13 protein-coding genes are annotated in these 18,606 nt (G+C 38.1%); 11 read left to right on the top strand and 2 right to left on the bottom strand.

Annotation, left to right across the window (positions count from 1 at the left end):
- The 8 genes from GX311_07595 to GX311_07560 all read left to right on the top strand — a co-directional run.
- Positions 1-1,701, top strand: a 1,701-nt coding sequence (locus GX311_07595; protein NLK16242.1) for a DUF3387 domain-containing protein, incomplete at its 5' end; no start/stop codon positions are given.
- Entirely contained in the window at positions 1,698-2,381 is a 684-nt protein-coding gene (locus GX311_07590) for a M48 family metallopeptidase (GenBank protein NLK16241.1), read from the top strand. The genes GX311_07595 and GX311_07590, both read left to right, overlap by 4 nt.
- Before the next feature lie 378 nt (positions 2,382-2,759).
- Positions 2,760-4,487 carry a single-stranded-DNA-specific exonuclease RecJ gene (gene recJ, locus GX311_07585; protein ID NLK16240.1) on the top strand — a complete coding sequence of 576 codons (1,728 nt, stop codon included), beginning with the start codon at positions 2,760-2,762 and terminating at the stop codon, positions 4,485-4,487.
- Between the two features lie 45 nt (positions 4,488-4,532).
- Positions 4,533-6,803: a bifunctional dihydroorotate dehydrogenase B NAD binding subunit/NADPH-dependent glutamate synthase gene (locus tag GX311_07580; GenBank protein NLK16239.1), complete on the top strand. Its 2,271-nt coding sequence runs from the start codon at positions 4,533-4,535 to the stop codon at positions 6,801-6,803.
- A gap of 28 nt (positions 6,804-6,831) precedes the next feature.
- Positions 6,832-7,644: a 2,3,4,5-tetrahydropyridine-2,6-dicarboxylate N-succinyltransferase gene (locus GX311_07575; GenBank protein ID NLK16238.1), complete on the top strand. Its 813-nt coding sequence runs from the start codon at positions 6,832-6,834 to the stop codon at positions 7,642-7,644.
- Between the two features lie 115 nt (positions 7,645-7,759).
- Entirely contained in the window at positions 7,760-8,320 is a 561-nt protein-coding gene (locus GX311_07570) for a threonylcarbamoyl-AMP synthase (protein NLK16237.1), read from the top strand.
- Between the two features lie 246 nt (positions 8,321-8,566).
- Entirely contained in the window at positions 8,567-12,922 is a 4,356-nt protein-coding gene (locus tag GX311_07565; GenBank protein NLK16236.1) for a hypothetical protein, read from the top strand.
- An 88-nt stretch (positions 12,923-13,010) separates the two neighbouring features.
- Positions 13,011-14,999, top strand: a complete 1,989-nt coding sequence (locus tag GX311_07560; GenBank protein ID NLK16235.1) for a hypothetical protein — start codon at positions 13,011-13,013, stop codon at positions 14,997-14,999.
- A gap of 74 nt (positions 15,000-15,073) precedes the next feature.
- Here the strand turns inward: GX311_07560 and GX311_07555 are convergent, their stop codons facing one another.
- Complete coding sequence (locus GX311_07555; GenBank protein NLK16234.1) at positions 15,074-15,559, bottom strand: hypothetical protein; 486 nt, start codon at positions 15,557-15,559, stop codon at positions 15,074-15,076.
- Positions 15,560-15,752: 193 nt separating this feature from the next.
- Between GX311_07555 and surE the strand changes: the two genes are divergently transcribed.
- From surE to GX311_07540, 3 genes are all read left to right on the top strand, one after another.
- The gene (gene surE, locus GX311_07550; GenBank protein ID NLK16233.1) at positions 15,753-16,538 is read left to right on the top strand and encodes a 5'/3'-nucleotidase SurE; all 786 of its coding nucleotides are present in this window, start codon (positions 15,753-15,755) and stop codon (positions 16,536-16,538) included.
- A 97-nt stretch (positions 16,539-16,635) separates the two neighbouring features.
- Positions 16,636-17,286, top strand: a complete 651-nt coding sequence (gene elbB, locus GX311_07545; GenBank protein ID NLK16232.1) for an isoprenoid biosynthesis glyoxalase ElbB — start codon at positions 16,636-16,638, stop codon at positions 17,284-17,286.
- Positions 17,287-17,345: 59 nt separating this feature from the next.
- Entirely contained in the window at positions 17,346-17,825 is a 480-nt protein-coding gene (locus GX311_07540) for a DUF4348 domain-containing protein (GenBank protein ID NLK16231.1), read from the top strand.
- Positions 17,826-18,001: 176 nt separating this feature from the next.
- Here the strand turns inward: GX311_07540 and GX311_07535 are convergent, their stop codons facing one another.
- Positions 18,002-18,604, bottom strand: a complete 603-nt coding sequence (locus GX311_07535) for a hypothetical protein (protein NLK16230.1) — start codon at positions 18,602-18,604, stop codon at positions 18,002-18,004.
- Positions 18,605-18,606: the final 2 nt, after the last annotated feature.

Here is an 18,606-nt window from a genome sequence, read left to right as displayed (position 1 = left end):
GTTTCAAAAGACAAGATAGACGACAAAGAGCTGTTTGATGCTGAGTTTGAGGATATGTTCAAACAAAGAACTCAAGAGGAAAGAGAAGAAATTCAAAGGCGTTACGGCTCTTTTATTGCCTATCTCGAGAGTAAAGATCGAATAGCAGAGATTTCTAAAGATATTATTGAACACTACTATACCGATATACTTGTAAATGGATTTAAAGCACAAGTAGTAGCATCGAGTATTGTTGCTGCTGTTCGCTACAAATATGAGTTGGAGATAGCCATAAAAAACAAAATTGAAGAGTTGGAAGCTTTTCCTGAGGAAGAAAGAGATGACGAAAGAATTAAGCAGTTGGGGTTTTTAAAAGTTCAGGCAGTCGTTTCAAGCATGGGCAATAATGAGCCGGGATACGTCAGCAAAGCCCGTCGGGAAGCAATAGATACCGATGCAGTAAATAGCTTTAAGAAAGATTTCGATTATGAAAAACCTGAGTCCGGCATTGGTATAATTTGTGTTTGCGACCGACTGATTACAGGTTTCGATGCTCCCATTGAGCAGGTGATGTATCTCGATAAAGGAATGCGTGAACATGATTTGTTTCAGGCAATTGCTAGAGTTAACCGCAGGAAAAAAGGAAAGAGTTTTGGATTGATTGTTGACTATTACGGCGTAACAAAGCACCTGGCAGAGGCGTTGGCAATTTATACAGATAAAGACAAAGACAAGCTTAGCAATTTTCTAACTGTTTTTCGGGATATCAATAAGGAGATACCTGTTTTGGAAGCGCGTTACAATCGGCTTGTAAACCTATTTAAAGAAAGTGAGCTTAATTCAATTGATGACTTTTTGAATCAAAACTTTACCGATGACGATGCTGAGTTTGAGTTTGCCGAAAGCTGTATAGAAAAAGCGAAAAACGTAAAATTCAGAGCAGAGTTGTTAACTTACTCAAAGAGCTTTTTTGACAGCTTGGATTTGCTTTTTAATACTCAAGTCGGAGGCGATTATTGGGTAAGGGCAAAACGTTTAGGTTATCTGCTTTGGAGAATTAAAGACCGCTACAGAGATGAAACAATGGATTTAAAATGGGCTTCGCAAAAAGTCCGTCAACTAATTGACAAACATTTACTTTCATTAGGAATTGATACAAAAGTTCAGCAAGTATCAATACTTTCCGATGAATTTAAGACTAAAGTTGATTATCTGAACAAAACACCTAAATCAAAAGCATCGGAAATGGAACATGCCATTCGCTGGCATATTAAAGTAAACTTGGAAAAAGACCCAACACTTTATAGTCGTTTCAAAGATCGTCTGGAAATGATTTTAAATTCCTACAAAGAAAATTGGGAAGATATTGTAAGAGAACTTAGTAGTTTACGCGATGAAATGGCAGAAGGACGTAAAGAGGAGACAGAAGGAATATCTATTGTAGAAGCACCTTTCTTTGATTTGCTGAAAGCAAATATGTCCGAACCGTCGGATGAGCAAATCAACCAAACAAAAGAATTGATGCACACGTTGATTGTAATACTCAAAGAGACCGCAGCGATAAATAATTTTTGGGACAAAGCTGCAGAAAGAAAGCGAATTGAGGGTATGATTGAAGATGAAGTCAGATATTCAGGTGTTCCAGATCTTTCAGCAAAAGCAAGTGAAATGGCTACAGAGTTGATGAAATTAGCAAAAAACAGGGAGTCGGATTTAAGATGAGGTTAGAAAACTTAGATATTGCAATTGAGAAAACCGAAAGAAGAAAGACGGTTAGTATTTTTATTGAGCGTGATGGTTCAGTAAGGGTGCTTGCACCTATTTATGCTTCTGATGAAACAATTGAAACAGCGGTGAAAGCAAAAGAATATCTCATTTTCACTAAGCTTGCAAAATGGAAAGAACTTAATCAGGGAAAAGTAAAACGTGAATATATTAATGGCCAGTCATTTCTTTATTTGGGTAGAAATTACCGTTTAAAACTTACAGACAACCAGGATGTACCTTTAAAAATAAAAGGTGGTTTCTTTTTGTTGGATAAAAACTATTTATCAAAAGCTGAAAAGGTTTTCAAAGACTTTTATAAAGAAAAAGCATTATTAAAAATTAAAGAGAGAATAAAAGTTCATAAAGATAAATTTTCAATAAAACCAACATCTGTCAAAGTATTGGATTTACAAAATCGTTGGGCATCCTGCACACCAAAAAACGGGTTAAACTTTCATTGGAAATGTGTTATGGCACCCGTTAAAGTTTTGGATTATATTATCATGCACGAAATGGTTCATCTGAAATATCCAAACCATTCAGCAGACTTTTGGAACGAACTGGATAAAAAAATGCCTGATTTTATAGAACAAAAAGATTGGTTAAAAAGAAATGGAGTAAAGATGTCGTTATAAAAATATGCCACCTCACAGTCGTAAGCACAGTTGCAAACACGCAGTATAGTTAATTGCCAGCACAGTGCATATTAGAGTGGAACAATTTACACCAAATGAAGTTGTAACTCGACAGTTTGACACTCCAAAAACCTTAGTATTCAAAAAACACTCTAAAACAAAAATTTCCACATATTTCTAAAATGCTTATAAACACTATTTTGAACCATTTTAAATAAAATGGGCGCGAAAACAGTTTTTTTATTCCCACATTTTTAGTTAACTTTACAAGTTAAAAAACTTAGGCTTTTCGGATAGTTTAAAAACATTGAGCCTGTAACGTAATACCAAATTGTAATTACGTTAAAATCAAAAGAATCTGCATAAATCGAAAGAAAAATGGAAGAGAAAATTTGGGAAATAGATTCGTCAGCAGATCCGGAACTTGTAAAATCACTATCGGCTCAAACAAACCTCGAAGAGGTTTTGGCAAATATATTAATCAACCGGGGAATTGACTCGTTTGATTTGGCAAGAGAGTTTTTTTGCCCCGATATAGCTAATCTTCACGACCCTTTTCTTATGACAGATATGGACAGAGCGGTCGAAAGAATTATTTACGCAATTAAAAATAACGAAAAGATACTGATATACGGAGACTACGACGTTGACGGAACATCATCAGTAGCAATGGTTTACAGTTTTTTCAAAAATTGGTATAAAAACATCTCCTACTATATCCCCGACCGATACAGCGAGGGATACGGTATCTCGATAAAAGGTATCGACCATGCTTCTGAATCCGGGGTTAAGTTAGTTGTTGCTTTAGACTGCGGAATTAAGGCTGTTGAAAAAATGAGATATGCCACCGAGAAAGGTGTTGATTTTATTATTTGCGATCACCATAACCCGGGCGATGAGATACCCAAAGCAGTAGCCGTTTTAGACCCAAAAAGGAGTGACTGCAACTATCCATACAAAGAGCTGTCGGGCTGTGGAGTTGGCTTTAAACTTATGCAAGCCTATGCAGCAACAGTGGGCATTGAGGAGAAACATGTATTTAAATATCTCGATTTTGTGGCAGTTAGTATCGCAAGCGATATTGTTCCCATTACCGGCGAAAACCGCATATTAGCCTATTACGGATTAGAGAAACTTAATACCGACCCTGCTATTGGCTTCCGGGCTATTACAGAGGTTGCCGAAATACCATCTGGCAAAATAGATATTTCTGATATAGTCTTTAAAATCGGACCAAGAATCAATGCAACAGGAAGAATTGACTCCGGGCAGATGTCCGTAGATCTTCTTGTATGTGAGAATTTAGACACTGCCAGAGAGATTAGCAAACGAATTGATGCCGACAATCAGACCCGAAAAGAGATTGACCGAGAGATTACACTCGAAGCCATCGACCAGTTTAGTCTGTCGCCATGGAAAACAAAACGCCGTTCAATAGTGCTGTTTAACCCACATTGGCACAAAGGGGTAATTGGAATTGTTGCTTCGAGATTGGTTGAGCAGTTTCATAAGCCAACTATTATATTCACACGAAGTAACGGTTTGATAACCGGCTCTGCCCGCTCGGTAACGGGATTTAATATTTACGAAGCTATTACCGATTGTTCAGACCTGTTGGAAAATTACGGCGGACATATGTACGCAGCAGGATTATCGATGCTCGAGGAGAATTTGCCGCAGTTTATAGAGCAATTCGAAAAGGTTGTTGCCAATACAATTTTACCCGAACATATAGTTCAAAAAGTCCATTGCGACTCATATCTGCAGATTTCGCAAATTGTTCCCCGACTTTGGGAGCAGTTAAAAAGATTTAAACCTTTTGGTCCCGGCAATATGGCACCGGTTTTTGTTGCAAAAAATGTCTCTGCTACTGGTCAATGCGTTGGAAAGACAGGCGCACATTTACGTTTGATTGTAAACGACAGAGATAATCAGCAAATGCAATTCCCTGCAATTGCATTTAATCAATCACAACACTGGCACACCATTGCAAACAAACATCCTGTAGATATCTGTTTTACAATCGAAGAGAACGAATACAAAGGAAAAACCTCTTTACAATTAAAGATAAAGGATATAAAACGACACTCCAAAAATAGGCTGTAACTCGTATCTAATCTAATAAAAAAGAAAACCCATTTTAACTTCCCTATGTTTACAATACTTAGCAAACAGCAATTAGCGCCCAATATTTTAAGAATGGACGTGCACGCACCTCGTATGGCATCATCAGCCAAACCCGGACAGTTTTTAATGGCAATGACCAATAAATATGGCGAACGTATCCCATTAACCATATGCGATTACAATTCGCAAAAAGGAACAATAACAATTGTTTTTCAAATCGTTGGAATTTCTACCCAAACCATGGCTGACCTGAAAGTCGGCGAAGCTTTTTCAGATTTTGCAGGTCCTCTCGGACGTCCAGCCGATTTTGTTAACGAACCAATTGAACACTACAAAGATAAAAAGATGCTTTTTGTAGGCGGTGGCGTTGGGGCTGCACCCGTTTATCCACAAGTGAAATGGTTGCACGAACACAATGTTCAGGTTGATGTTATTCTCGCTGCCCGCAATGCCGAGATGGTCATTATGGAACAGGAATTCAAGCCAATTTCAAAAAACCTGTACATCGCAACAGACGACGGAACTAAAGGATTTAAAGGTAATGCCACAGCCCTGATTGAAGATTTGATTGTGAACAGAGGCAACAAATACGATAAAATAGTTGCAATAGGTCCTATGATTATGATGAAATCAGTTTCGGAATATACTAAGCAACTAAATATCCCAACCATTGTCTCTTTAAATACGTTAATGGTTTGCGGTGCCGGAATGTGCGGAGCATGCAGGGTTTCGGTTGATAACAAAACCAAATTTGCATGTTTCGATGGTCCTGAATTTAACGCACACCTTGTCAATTTCGACGAGGCAATGCGCCGTCAAACGATGTATAGAACAGAGGAGCGAGCAAATACATATAAACGAGGTAATGAGGCTTTTGTATCAGGAAGTGTACATCACGATACCGAAATCATACAAAAGCGCAGAGTTGCCATGCGCGAACAAAATCCGGCAGAGAGACGCAAAAATTTTGCTGAGGTTACTTTTGGATATAACGAAGAGGAAGCCGTTGCCGAAGCATCACGCTGTATTGAGTGTAAAAATCCGCGATGTATTACGCAATGCCCTGTTAGTATTAATATTCCGGGATTTATTAAACATATTAAAACGCGTGATTTTAAAAAAGCCGCCGAGGTTCTCTACGCAAGCACAATGCTTCCATCGGTATGCGGACGTGTCTGTCCACAAGAAACACAATGCGAAGAGGTTTGTGTATTGGGCATTAAAGGCGAACCCGTTGCTATTGGGCGATTAGAGAGATTTATAGGCGACTGGGCACGCGAAAACAACGCTATTCCAAAAAATATTCCAACCGAACAGAAAAAACAGAAAGTCGCGATTGTTGGATCAGGTCCCGCAGGCTTAACGTGTGCCGCCGAGCTTGCACAAATGGGCTACAAAGTGAAGATTTTCGAAGGTTTTCACAAAGCAGGAGGAGTTTTGGAATACGGTATCCCCGAATTCAGACTACCCAAAGATACAGTTGTAAAACCTGAAATAGACGCATTAAAACAGTTAGGTGTCGAGATTGAAACCAATACCATTGTAGGAAAGGCAGTAACTATCGACCAGTTGAGAAATCAGGAGGGCTACGATGCAATTTTTATTGGCTCTGGCGCAGGATTGCCAAACTTTATGAATATCCCGGGAGAAAATCTTAACGGAGTGCTCTCAGCCAACGAGTTTCTAACCAGAAACAACCTTATGAAAGCATTTCATAAAAATTACCAAACTCCTATTCGCGTAGGAGAAAAGGTTGCTGTAGTGGGCGGAGGCAATGTTGCTATGGATGCTGCACGAACAGCTATCAGACTTGGCTCTGAAGTATATATAGTTTATCGTCGTAGCGATCAGGAGCTACCCGCCCGCCGCGAAGAGATTGAACACGCTAAAGAAGAGGGTATTAAGTTCTTTTTACTAACCAATCCAACCGAAATACTCGGAGATGAACGCGGCTGGGTCAGAGCAATGCGTTGCATAAGAATGGAGCTTGGCGAACCAGACGAGTCGGGACGTCGCCGACCGATAGAGATAAAAGGCTCAGAGTTTGATTTAGAGTGCGATACAGTTATAATGTCGTTAGGAACCTCCCCCAACCCACTTCTTGCCTCAACAACCAAAGGATTAGAAGTTGATAAAAGATTTCGTATAATTGCCGACGAAAACGGACAAACAAGCTTAGAGGGAGTATTTGCAGGTGGCGATGTTGTTACAGGAGCGGCTACGGTTATTCTCGCAATGGGTGCAGGTAAAACAACCGCAAAAGCAATTGACGAATATCTGAAAAGTAAAAGATAAATCTTAAACCCAACTGAATTTTATATAAATGAGTTTCGAAACTATTATCACACAAGCATGGAACGACCGTTCGATGCTAAAGCAAAAAGAAGTTATTAACGCAATTGAATCGACTATAAAACTCTTAGACAAAGGCGAGATAAGGGTATCCGAGAAAACATCCGATGGTTGGAAAGTAAACCAATGGGTAAAGATGGCAGTACTTATGTATTTTCCCATTAAACAAATGGAAACAATTGAGTTTGGACCGTTCGAATTTCATGATAAAATTCCCCTAAAAAAGGGGTTTTCAGACCTTGGCGTTAGAGTGGTGCCACACGCAATTGCTCGATACGGCTCATATTTGGCAAAAGATGTAATAATGATGCCCTCGTATGTCAATATCGGGGCTTATGTCGATAGCGGAACCATGGTTGATACATGGGCAACTGTTGGAAGTTGCGCCCAGATTGGCAAGAACGTCCATTTAAGCGGTGGTGTAGGCATTGGCGGAGTGTTAGAGCCTGTACAAGCATCGCCTGTAATTATAGAGGACAACTGTTTCTTAGGTAGCCGATGTATTGTCGTTGAGGGTGCACATATTGGAAACGATGCTGTTTTGGGAGCGAACGTTGTTATAACACAATCTACACTCATTATTGATGTTAGCGGTAGCGAACCAGTTGAATATCGGGGATATGTGCCACCATATTCGGTAGTAATCCCGGGGACAAGAGAAAAGCAGTTCCCCGCAGGAAAATATCAGGTACCCTGTGCACTAATTATCGGCAAACGAACCGAATCGACTGATAAAAAAACCTCGTTAAACCAAGCATTAAGAAATCACGACGTAGCTATATAGTTAGTACTGTAGAGACGTCATACTATGGCGTCTCTACTAACTCTCCCCCGTAGGGCGACACAAACACGATTGAAATTAAAAATCCGAAATTATACAATAAGTGAACAATATAAACATCAAGCAAGAAATTGAAAAAGTCTGCGAACTACTAAAAAAGGGCGGAACAATTTGCTATCCAACCGACACCATATGGGGAATTGGTTGCGATGCCACCAACAGCAAAGCTGTAGAGAAACTTTTCTCCATTAAAGGACGCGACACCACCAAAAGCATGTTGATATTGGTTGACAGTATCGATATGGCAAGACGCTACATTGACAATATGCCCAATGTTGCCGTGCAACTTTTTGAATACGCTACCGAACCTCTTACAATTATTTTGGAGGAAGCTGTAGAGATAGCTTCAAACCTGCCCGCACCAGACGGCTCAATAGGAATAAGAATCGTAAATCACAACTTTTGCACTCCACTTATCCGCAAGCTAAACAGACCAATAGTCTCAACATCTGCAAACAAAAGCGGACACCCCTCTCCCACTATATTCTCAGAGATAAGCCCGGAAATATTAAGTTCGGTTGACTACGTAGTAGAAAACGGACGTACACAAAAACGTGGAAAATCCTCGAAAATATTGAAGTTGTATAAAAACGGCAGAGTGGAAATTATTAGGGGGTAAATTCTACGGTCACTTCGATGAACTCAGTGACCGTAATTGATTTTCGGAAGCTTCGATTGCTACGCACTCAGCCACCGAAAACGGTCACTAAGTTTTTTCAAGTGATTTTTTAACCCGGTTATATATAAATCCACACATATCTTTGTTAATAAAATCAAAATATCACTGTTTTAAAAACAATTTAATTTTTTTCATATTATATTTGTAATATTCTGTCTGCAACCCCAAAATAAAAATTGTAAGAGTATGAAAAAGAGACTTATACTGTTGTCGTTAGGATTAACTGTTTTTAACATCATACTGTCCTATGCCAATCCACCTTTAAAGATTCCTTACCAAGCTGTAATACGAACACCGTCAGGAGCGGTACTGTCAAATCAGCCTACAGTAATTAAGGCTTCAATAGTGTTGGAGCAAGCTACAAACACACCTATTTACTCGGAAACACATTCTGTTGTTTCTAATCCTTTTGGGATTATCTCAATCACAATTGGAAACGGCACTCCCGAAACAGGTAATTTTAACGAAATAGATTGGAAATCAGGAACCTCATTCCTAAAGATAGAAGTCGATTATCAAAACAGCGGAACATACACATTAATAGGAACATCACAAATTCTATCAGTTCCTTATGCTTTAAAATCAGGAGGAAATCTCGACCAACTACCCGGACAACAAGGTGAGATAATTTCACACGACGGAAACAAATGGACAGCCTACAACAAATTACATGTTAACTCTACAGGTGTTACAGTTGATGCTCTGCAATCGGAAAATCCAAACGACCCTATCTTCCAAATTAAAAACCAGGCAGGAGAAACTATTTTTACAGTAAACTCCAGTGGAGTCGAAATTAAACTTGCCAATGATGGTGTGGAAAATGGAACTTTTACCGTTCAAGGAAGAAACACAAACAACAAGTATTTAATAATTGCGCCCGATAGCACTCGAATACAATTTAATACGCAAAACGGCAAAGCAGGAAAAGGAGGATTTGCTATTGGAGGATTAAGTGCTGGAAAATCTGTTGCTACCCCCTATTTTGTACTTAATCCAGCAATCTCTTTGTTTAATTTCGAAATGCAAGGAGCAGGCAAAGCAGAAAAAGGAGGATTTGCTATTGGAGGATTAAGCTCCGGAAAATCAATCATAAATTTGTTTGCAATTAACCAGGATTCAACCAATCTTTTTATAGATTCCGACCATAACAAAGCAGAAAAGGGAGGATTTGCAATTGGAGGCTTAAGCTCAGGAAAAATTACCAACAATAATTATTTTACCCTTTCCCCAATTGGAACACAAATTTTATTCAATAAAGACACGCTAAAAGCAGAAAAGGGAGGATTTGCAATTGGAGGCTTAAGCTCAGGAAAATCAACGACAGATTATTTGAACATTTCACAAAACGAGGCAAAATTCTCCTTAACCGAAAACAGCAAGGGTGATATAGGAGGCTTTTCAATCGGAGGATACTTAAACAACGGCGAACAGTTTACCAGCTTCTTTAATCTAAACCCAATAAGCGTTATTATTAACACAAATGTTACTTCCACTGGAGGTATCACTGTTGGAGGTGATATAAACATCGAAGGCGGGTTTGTTTTTAAGCCTAACCTAACTACCAATCTTATTACAGAAATTACGCACTCTACTGCAATTGCTATCGGAACACTAATTGACGATGGTGATGGAGAAATATATTCTTTTGGTTTTGTTTGGGACACTACAGCCAATCCTACTGTTGAAAGATTTGCAGGGCAATGTATTATGCCAGAGGTACTATTTACACAATATTGGTGTCAATTACAAGATCTTGAACCTAACAAAACCTATTACGTAAAAGCTTTTGCCACCAATGGCGCCGGAACTTCCTACGGCGAAGAGCTAACGTTCACAACACTTTCGATTTTCATTGATTGTCCTGTAATAGCCACACCATCAATTATTGAGGCAGGAACAAATCATATTTATTTAGAATCTAACGTTTTGGGTAGTGGAAGCTTAGAATTAATAAGGTCAGGTATGGTAATCGGATTACAAGAAAACCCAATATTAAACGTTAACAGTTTTCATGATACCATGCCTAGCTATGCATTCGGCAACATTGAAAGCTATTTTTACAACTTATTATTTGACACTACATATTTTATTCGTGCATACGCAATAGTACGAGATCCAAGCTATCCCGGTTACAGTAGAACCTGCTATAGTGAGCAAGTTTCAAATAGAACACAACCTATGCCTGCGCCTGTAGAGTTCTTATATATTAACGAAAGATTTTATAATGAGGTAGTTGCCGGTATTCAAGTTAATCAGTATGCTCCAAGTTACGAAAAAGTTGGATGTTTTTGGAATAAAAATATTGACTTTAATTATGCAAATGCCGAAGGCAGAAGTGAACAAGATTATGATGAAAACGCATCGGGTTTTTATAATTTAAATATTACAGATTTGGACAAAGATACCATGTATTATATAAAAACATACATAATCTCAGGGCAAGACACTATTTACGGTAATTATAGTGCACATTCCGACTATTTCGAAACCGGACCATATCCGGCAAAGTTATCCTATATTTACGATGTAACTAGCAATGGAGCATTAGTTGAAGGAAGTTTTTACAACTATCCAGAAATAATGGGTTCAGCTGTTGAGGTAGGATTTATATGGGGCGATAATGAAACTATTGATTTAACTAACTATCTGGGAAAAGAAACAAACTATTCTTTTCCATTTGAACCAGTAAGTTATTTTATTGATAGTTTGATAGAAAACACTAATTACTATGCAAAATCATATATATATTGTACAGGCGGCACTTATTATAGTGATGCTCGGCCATTTACAACCGCACAACAATATGGTACAGTCACTGATGCATCCGGCAACGTATATGAAACCAAGTATATTGGGCGATATAATTGGATGACAAGTAATTTACGCACCCTAAAATATTCTGACGGCACTGATATAGACACCACAGATGTTGTGGAACCCTTCATCCAAGATTCATTAGAACGATTTGGACGCTTATACTCTAAATACACAACTGTTAGTCATCAAACACAACAACCACACAAAAATATTTGTCCAACAGGTTGGAGAGTAGCGGGGACTGAAGAGTGGACTGATCTTGATATGAATGCAAACTACTCCGGTTATGATTTAAGGGACAGTTCAACAGCGTGGGTAAATGGTAGTTATAACCAAAATAGTACTGGATTTACAGCACTTCCTGCTGGATATTACTCGTCAACGGATGGCTACCAAGAATATGGACAGAGTGCCAATTTCTGGACTGAGCATAGTAGTGATTATTATACTTTCTATTACAATTTAGGTTACGATACCCAGTTGTATATAGCTGAGGAGCCTATTGAAACAGAAGGGAAATACCGTTCTATACGATGTGTTAAAAACGTAATACACAAAGCTTCCATAGACCCAACAACAGAAGCAAAAACAACGCACAACTCTATATACTTTGAATTTACAGTAGCAAATACAGGAAATTCTATCTATGGTGTTATGGGATACATCATTGATACATTGCCAGATGTTAATATTAATAAATATTTCAAAAAAACTGAACAACCGTTAGAAACTGGTTTAGTCCGTGGTATTACTACAGATTTGAATAGTTCTACATCGTACTATGTTAAAGCTTACGCTACTAATGAGCGAGGTACAGCTTATTCAAGTCTTTGGTATGTCTATACTGACCTAGAAACCGCACCTTCTGTATTCGACAATAGTGGTTACAAATATCCTGTTGTAAAAATAGGCAACCAAGAGTGGATGGCCGAGAATTTAAAAGTTGAAACTTATAACAATTACGATAGCATATCCCTGTCTGGAGCATATTCATTCTGGGTGCCTGCATCTGACCCTACCTATCAACTTGAATACGGCAACTACTATCAAAATATAGTTGTTACCAATCCACTCGGAGTATGTCCACAAGGCTGGCAAATGCCACGTAATGACGACTGGAATGAACTTATCTCTTATCTTGGTGGTATCAACAATGCAGGGGAAAAACTAAAAAGTACCGCTCAAGGCGACACGCAATGGAACATCCATTCCGGCGACGGTTCAACAGAATTTAACGCATACCCTGCAGGAGTTTTTACAAGTGGAAATTATAATAGCATAAACGAATTAGCTTTATTTTGGAGTAAAGATATTTACGACCCATTTAACGGATACTGTTACAAGTTAAGTAGCAATAACGACAGCATTGTAATGGAACATATACACAATCAAACATCATTAAATGTTCGCTGCATGAAACCACAAGAAGGAAAACAGTATCATGCCAACATTGTTTTAAAACAACCTGTTGCACTCTCTACTACTTCAGTAAGGCTGGAAGTTCAAATAGTCGAAGAAGGCAACATGACCGAGATTAGTAGAAAATTCATTGTTTCTGAAACACCTGAATGCACGTTAGAAAATGGACAAGTCTATGATGCTGACAGCGAATTCACCTCCGAAATCACAGGTTTAATCCAAGGTAAAGCATATTATTATAGAGCTGCAATAATATATCAGAATGACACACTATACAGCAACACGATAAATTTCTCAACTAAATAGTTACAAAGCTAGGGAATCATATAAAATCCATATCAAATTGAAGATCCTTACAATTTATTACAACATAGTAAGACCAAATCACAACAAAATGTCAAACAAATTAAGAAACATATCCATGAAAAAACTTCAAATCTACTCAATAATTATGTTAACATTTACCACACTGGTAAATGCCCAACCTCCACAAGGATTCTCGTATCAAGCTTCTATACGAAACTCAAACAATGAGGTTTTGGCGAACACTCCGGTAACTGTGCGTGTTACTATTCTGGAAGGCTCTGTAACAGGTACCCCAGTTTATTCTGAAGACCATCAAGACACCACTAACCAACAGGGTATTGTTTCACTCTCGGTTGGCTTCGGGAATATTAAACAGGGTAACTTTAACCAAATCCGTTGGGCAAAAGGTCTACTGTTTATTCAAATTGACGTTGATATCAACAATAGTGGCTCTTTTATAGCAATGGGTTCATCTCAAATACTTTCAGTCCCGTACGCTCTCTATTCTGGCAACAGTCTTGAAAGTGAACCTGGTACCGAGGGACAAACTCTTGCCCATACGGGCGAAAAATGGGTAGCTAACTCTACCCTTATAGCTGATAACTCAGGAGTAATAATTAACGCTTCACAAACTAAAAACAGAAATACAGCAATTTTTGCTGTTAGAAATGTCCAGGGCGACACCGTCTTTGCCGTTTACGAAAACGAAGTTAAAATCATGATTAACGATGATCCCTCTTATGCCGCAAAAGGAGGTTTCGCAATAGGAGGACTTAGTTCCACGAAAAATAACGGAATAGAATATTTCAAAGTTACTCCCGATAGCTCATTTATTCATTTTAATGTTGACAGCGCTAAAGCTGCAAAAGGAGGTTTCGCCATTGGCGGATTAAGTGCTGGGAAAAATGTTGTAAAACCGTACTTCTCACTCGACCCCACCTTGGTTAGCTTCAATTTCGACATAGATGCAACCAAACGTGCTGCAAAAGGAGGTTTCGCAATAGGAGGATTATCATCCGGGAAAGAAACCAACACAGAATTCTTTACACTAAATGCCGACAGCATTCGTTTCTACATAGATACCGATGAAACAAAAGCCGCAAAAGGAGGTTTCGCCATTGGAGGGTTATCAGCTGGGAAAACAGCAGGAGAGAAATATCTCTCACTGAAACCCGAATTAATTCAGTTTAATTTCGATGACTCTTCAAGAAATAAAGCCGGGAAGGGAGGATTTGCCATTGGCGGACTATCAGCTGGAAAATCCAACCCTAAAAACTATTTTGAACTAAGACCCGACAGCGTTACCTTTGCTATGAACGAAACAGGAACAAAAGGAATAAAAGGTGCATTTACAGTAGGAACATTAAGTCCAACTTTAGAATACAGAAAACTGTTTAACGTTGATAAAGATTGTACATACGTTGCCAATACAATATACAGTGAGGGAGATGTATATGTAGGAGGTAACATAAACGTAGGAGGAGCAATTATTTCGTTCATCACAGACATTGACGGTAATATTTATCCTGTTGTAAAAGTAGGCAATCAAGAGTGGTTAGGTAAAAACCTGATGGTAACCAGATACACCAACGGCGACCCCATAATTGATAGTAGCACAGGCTTAAATTTGTTATACAAAAGCTACCAGTTCAATCCTGGTGAATATGCAAGCCCTGCAATTTATGGCTATTTATACGACAAAGAGATAATGTCTAGTGGGAAACAAATATGTCCCACAGGTTGGAGGCTTCCTGTCGAAGCAGACTGGTTAGAATTGTTAAGTTATGCAACTACCACATTCCCCGGTGATGCTACTGCATTGCTAAGCAATCAGTTCCTGTGGTCATCTATTCCAGAAGAAATAACTAACTCCACAGGATTTGGAGCTATACCAGCAGGTAGTTTTACATGGATCGACAACATTAATAATGCAAGTTTTTCACTTATCAATACCAACGCTTTTTACTGGACACAACATAATATACTCCCCATGTCTATTCAATTCCCCAGTGGCTTATTGGATAGCATTCAGATAGGTGTAAACAAGGGATATTCAATCAGATGTATTAAACAATAGACCGTTCCCTTAAAAGCGATAATCCCGGAAAGCAAGTTTTGCTTTCCGGGATTATCGCTTTTAATACCACCTTTTTACTCAACATATTCAATTATCTCTCCATATTCAATTTCTATGTTAAGTTGTCTTGCAATAATATCAATATTGTGTTTTATATTAATATTGTTTGCATACGACAACCAACCTAAATACATCGTTTTACGTTTGCCAGAACGCTTATGAAAAGTAACGTAAGTAGGACCTATTTTAACCTTTCTTATGGAACCCCAAAAAATAAGTGTCGGTGTACGTCTGTATAAAGAGAGTTTGTACGATAAAACTGAGCTATCAGATTTTACATAAAGCTCACTCTTATAGCCCTTATAAACCAGATAGAAATAAATAATTGTATGGAGAGACAAAAGCAGGATTAGCCATATATTAAAAATTGAAAAAGCATAAAACGCCCAAAATGTTAACCCTACCATAATAACCAAAATTATGGAAATTAAAATAATAAAACGACGAAACCGCTTGCTTCTTTCAGGATGCGAATTTAGGTTGATATAAAAACTTTCCATAGCAACGTAAATTTAAACAAATATAGACAAATAGGCTAAAAACCACAAGATTTCAACTTTTAACTAAATTAAGTTTCGCTCCTAAAAAATTGCTAATTGCTAATTGTTAATTGAATCTCCCCTGTGTCTTTTTCTTAACATGAATTATCCTACTTTTTGTTATCTTTGCTGCCTTAAAACAGAAAGGATAAATATGTCAGGAAAAAATAGACGCCCACTAATTTTTGTGTCAAACGATGACGGTTTTTATGCAAACGGTCTTCGTGCCCTTGTCGAGGTTGTTGAAAAATATGGTGATATTATTGCAGTATCACCTGAAAGTGCTAATTCGGGAATGGCACACGCAATAACCATAAAATATCCGTTACGGGTAAAACAAGTTTATTCAAAACCGGGCGTTAAGCTTTATAAGTGCAACGGAACACCTGCCGATTGCGTTAAACTTGGCTTAAGTCAGGTTGTTCCCCGAAAACCTGATATTATGGTTAGTGGCGTTAATCACGGAAGCAATGCCTCCATAAGTGTAATATACAGCGGCACAATGGGTGCTGCCCTTGAAGCATGTCTAAATGGTGTACCATCAGTAGGATTTTCGCTTCTTGACCACTGCCTTGATGCTGATTTTGAGGCTTCAAAATATTATGCCGATATTATTTTTCGTCAAATATTAGAAAATGGATTAGCAGAATATACAAGCTTAAACGTAAATATCCCAAAAGCACCGTTAAAGCAAGTTAAAGGAATTAAGATTTGCAGGCAAACACATGGCTCTTGGAGAGGAGAATTTGAAAAACGCGTCGATCCATACGGAGGCGAATATTATTGGCTTGCTGGCGATTTAAAAAACTTTGAAGAAGGTGCCGAAGATACTGATATTTGGGCTTTAGAAAACAATTATGTAGCGGTAGTTCCCATGCAAATTGATTTTACAGCTCACAATATTATCAACTCTTTAAAGTACATTGAAGATATCAAATAGATATTTCTCCCTTTTAGTGAGACTAAAAAGTTGCAAATAATTCGTTTTTTTTGTAATTTGTACACTCAAGGAATATTAACAATTAAAACAAAAAACTATGGCGAAAAAATCATTTGCAATTGTGCTTTCAGGATGCGGAGTTTTTGACGGTTCCGAAATCCACGAAGCGGTGATGACAATGTTGGCTGTTGACCAACACAACTGTACGTACAAAATTTTTGCTCCCGATATCGAACAAACGCAAACTGTAAATCACTTCACAAAAGAGACCACTAACGAAAAACGAAGTGTTTTAGCAGAATCGGCACGCATAGCTCGTGGCGAAATCAAACCATTGTCGGAGTATAAAGTTGCCGATTTCGACGGAATTATCTTCCCGGGAGGATTCGGTGCTGCAAAAAACCTCTCAACATTTGCTACCGAAGGCGATAAGTGTAAAGTAAACAGTGATGTTGAAAAGGCAATACGCGAAACACATAAAGCAAACAAACCTATCGGGGCACTATGTATAGCTCCGGTTGTTATTGCACGAGTTTTAGGCAATGTTCAAATAACTATTGGCTCTGACGATGGTACAGCCAAAACCATTGAAAAGATGGGAGGAACCCATGAAAACACAAAACGAGGAGAAGTTAAAGTTGACAAGAAAAACAAAGTTGTAACAACACCTTGTTATATGCTCGATTCAACAATTAAGCATATACATGAAGGTGCATACAACTTGGTTAAAGCTATGATCAAATTATAGTTATTTGTCACTATTGCACGGAAATACATTAATATACTATTAGAATAAATCCGTCTATCATGCTTTGGAAAAGAAAATTTACAACTAACAGGGCAATAACATTAGCTTGTATAACTGCCTTGTTAGTTACTTTTAGTTGTAAAACAACAGAGGAAGGCACGCGTAAATTCACAAGCTCAGAAAGTGTAAAACCGGATAAAAAAGAGAGCAGGCCATTTTCAAAACCTGAAAATTTCGATAAGTTTTATAATCGTTTCCATACCGATAGTACATTTCAAATGTCTCGAATAAAATTCCCTTTACAAGGAAAGATCATTCAGGGAGATCAAGAGACGAAATGGAGTCGCGACAATTGGATAATGATGAAAACCAGGATTTACGACATAGACACAACTATGTATAAAACTACTTTCAAAAAACGAGAAACATCGTTTTATCAAAAATTTTGGCTCGAAAACTCAGGTTTGAGTTCCGAATACCGTTTTGAGCTTATTGGCAACAAATGGTTTTTGGTGTATGCATTAGACCAGAACCTCTGAAATCAATTCGCAATTAGCAAAGTGCAATGAACAACGTAACCCATGTTAAACAACGTTACCTACTTTGATATAGTCTTCCCTACATTAAATCCGTGTAATCTGTGTTCCAATCGTTCATTCGCAACTCGTAATTCGTAATTGTTAATTGCTAATTACACATTGTTCATTGCTTTCAGCTATTTGACTCCCCAGCCGTATATCAAAAACGACCCTGTTACACCAACAGCAAGACCTGACAATCCTCCCCAGATAGCCGACTTGATATTCTGTTTTTTACGTCTTTGGCTGTAACCTTCGATAAAGTTCTCGTCGTTAAAATTAATGGTTTTCTTACCTGAAAATTTGCCTACGCAAATAACAGCAGTAAGTGGAAACAGAGGTGCCACATAAATATTGTCAGGAGGTAACAACATCCCCAACGAACCAGAAGCAAATCCAATTAGAAACGCCCCATATGTCTTGCCTTTATAGCCCTCTCTATGACCATCAATATACAGCTTCATCTGATCCAAGTTTTTATCTCCCTCAAACAGAGGCTGATATAAGTAGTGTAGATTGTCATCGGACAGTTTTATTGAAAATATATCTTGACGATCTATATCCGTCCATCTCTCTCTCATACTCTTGTATTTAATTGAAATTAACGACGTGTCTTGAAAATCTTCAACCTCGCGCACAACAATACTGTCGCCGCTAACAGTCCAAATTACAGGAGCTTGTGCAAAATTTTCAACTATTGCAAAAATTATCAAAACCAAAATCAAACTTATTTGTCTCATTA

This window comes from Bacteroidales bacterium (assembly GCA_012519055.1).
Taxonomy (GTDB): domain Bacteria; phylum Bacteroidota; class Bacteroidia; order Bacteroidales; family Salinivirgaceae; genus JAAYQU01.
Note: the sequence above shows the minus strand (reverse complement) of the source record. Positions and strands in the feature narration are given on the sequence as shown.

Excerpts from the sequence above, each read along its gene's own strand:
- GX311_07540 (NLK16231.1), top strand. The coding sequence starts at position 17,346 with ATGCTTTGGAAAAGAAAATTTACAACTAACAGGGCAATAACATTAGCT.
- recJ (NLK16240.1), top strand. The coding sequence starts at position 2,760 with ATGGAAGAGAAAATTTGGGAAATAGATTCGTCAGCAGATCCGGAACTT.
- elbB (NLK16232.1), top strand. The coding sequence starts at position 16,636 with ATGGCGAAAAAATCATTTGCAATTGTGCTTTCAGGATGCGGAGTTTTT.
- GX311_07590 (NLK16241.1), top strand. The coding sequence starts at position 1,698 with ATGAGGTTAGAAAACTTAGATATTGCAATTGAGAAAACCGAAAGAAGA.
- GX311_07575 (NLK16238.1), top strand. The coding sequence starts at position 6,832 with ATGAGTTTCGAAACTATTATCACACAAGCATGGAACGACCGTTCGATG.
- GX311_07565 (NLK16236.1), top strand. The coding sequence starts at position 8,567 with ATGAAAAAGAGACTTATACTGTTGTCGTTAGGATTAACTGTTTTTAAC.
- GX311_07555 (NLK16234.1), bottom strand. The coding sequence starts at position 15,559 with ATGGAAAGTTTTTATATCAACCTAAATTCGCATCCTGAAAGAAGCAAG.
- GX311_07535 (NLK16230.1), bottom strand. The coding sequence starts at position 18,604 with ATGAGACAAATAAGTTTGATTTTGGTTTTGATAATTTTTGCAATAGTT.
- surE (NLK16233.1), top strand. The coding sequence starts at position 15,753 with ATGTCAGGAAAAAATAGACGCCCACTAATTTTTGTGTCAAACGATGAC.
- GX311_07580 (NLK16239.1), top strand. The coding sequence starts at position 4,533 with ATGTTTACAATACTTAGCAAACAGCAATTAGCGCCCAATATTTTAAGA.
- GX311_07560 (NLK16235.1), top strand. The coding sequence starts at position 13,011 with ATGTCAAACAAATTAAGAAACATATCCATGAAAAAACTTCAAATCTAC.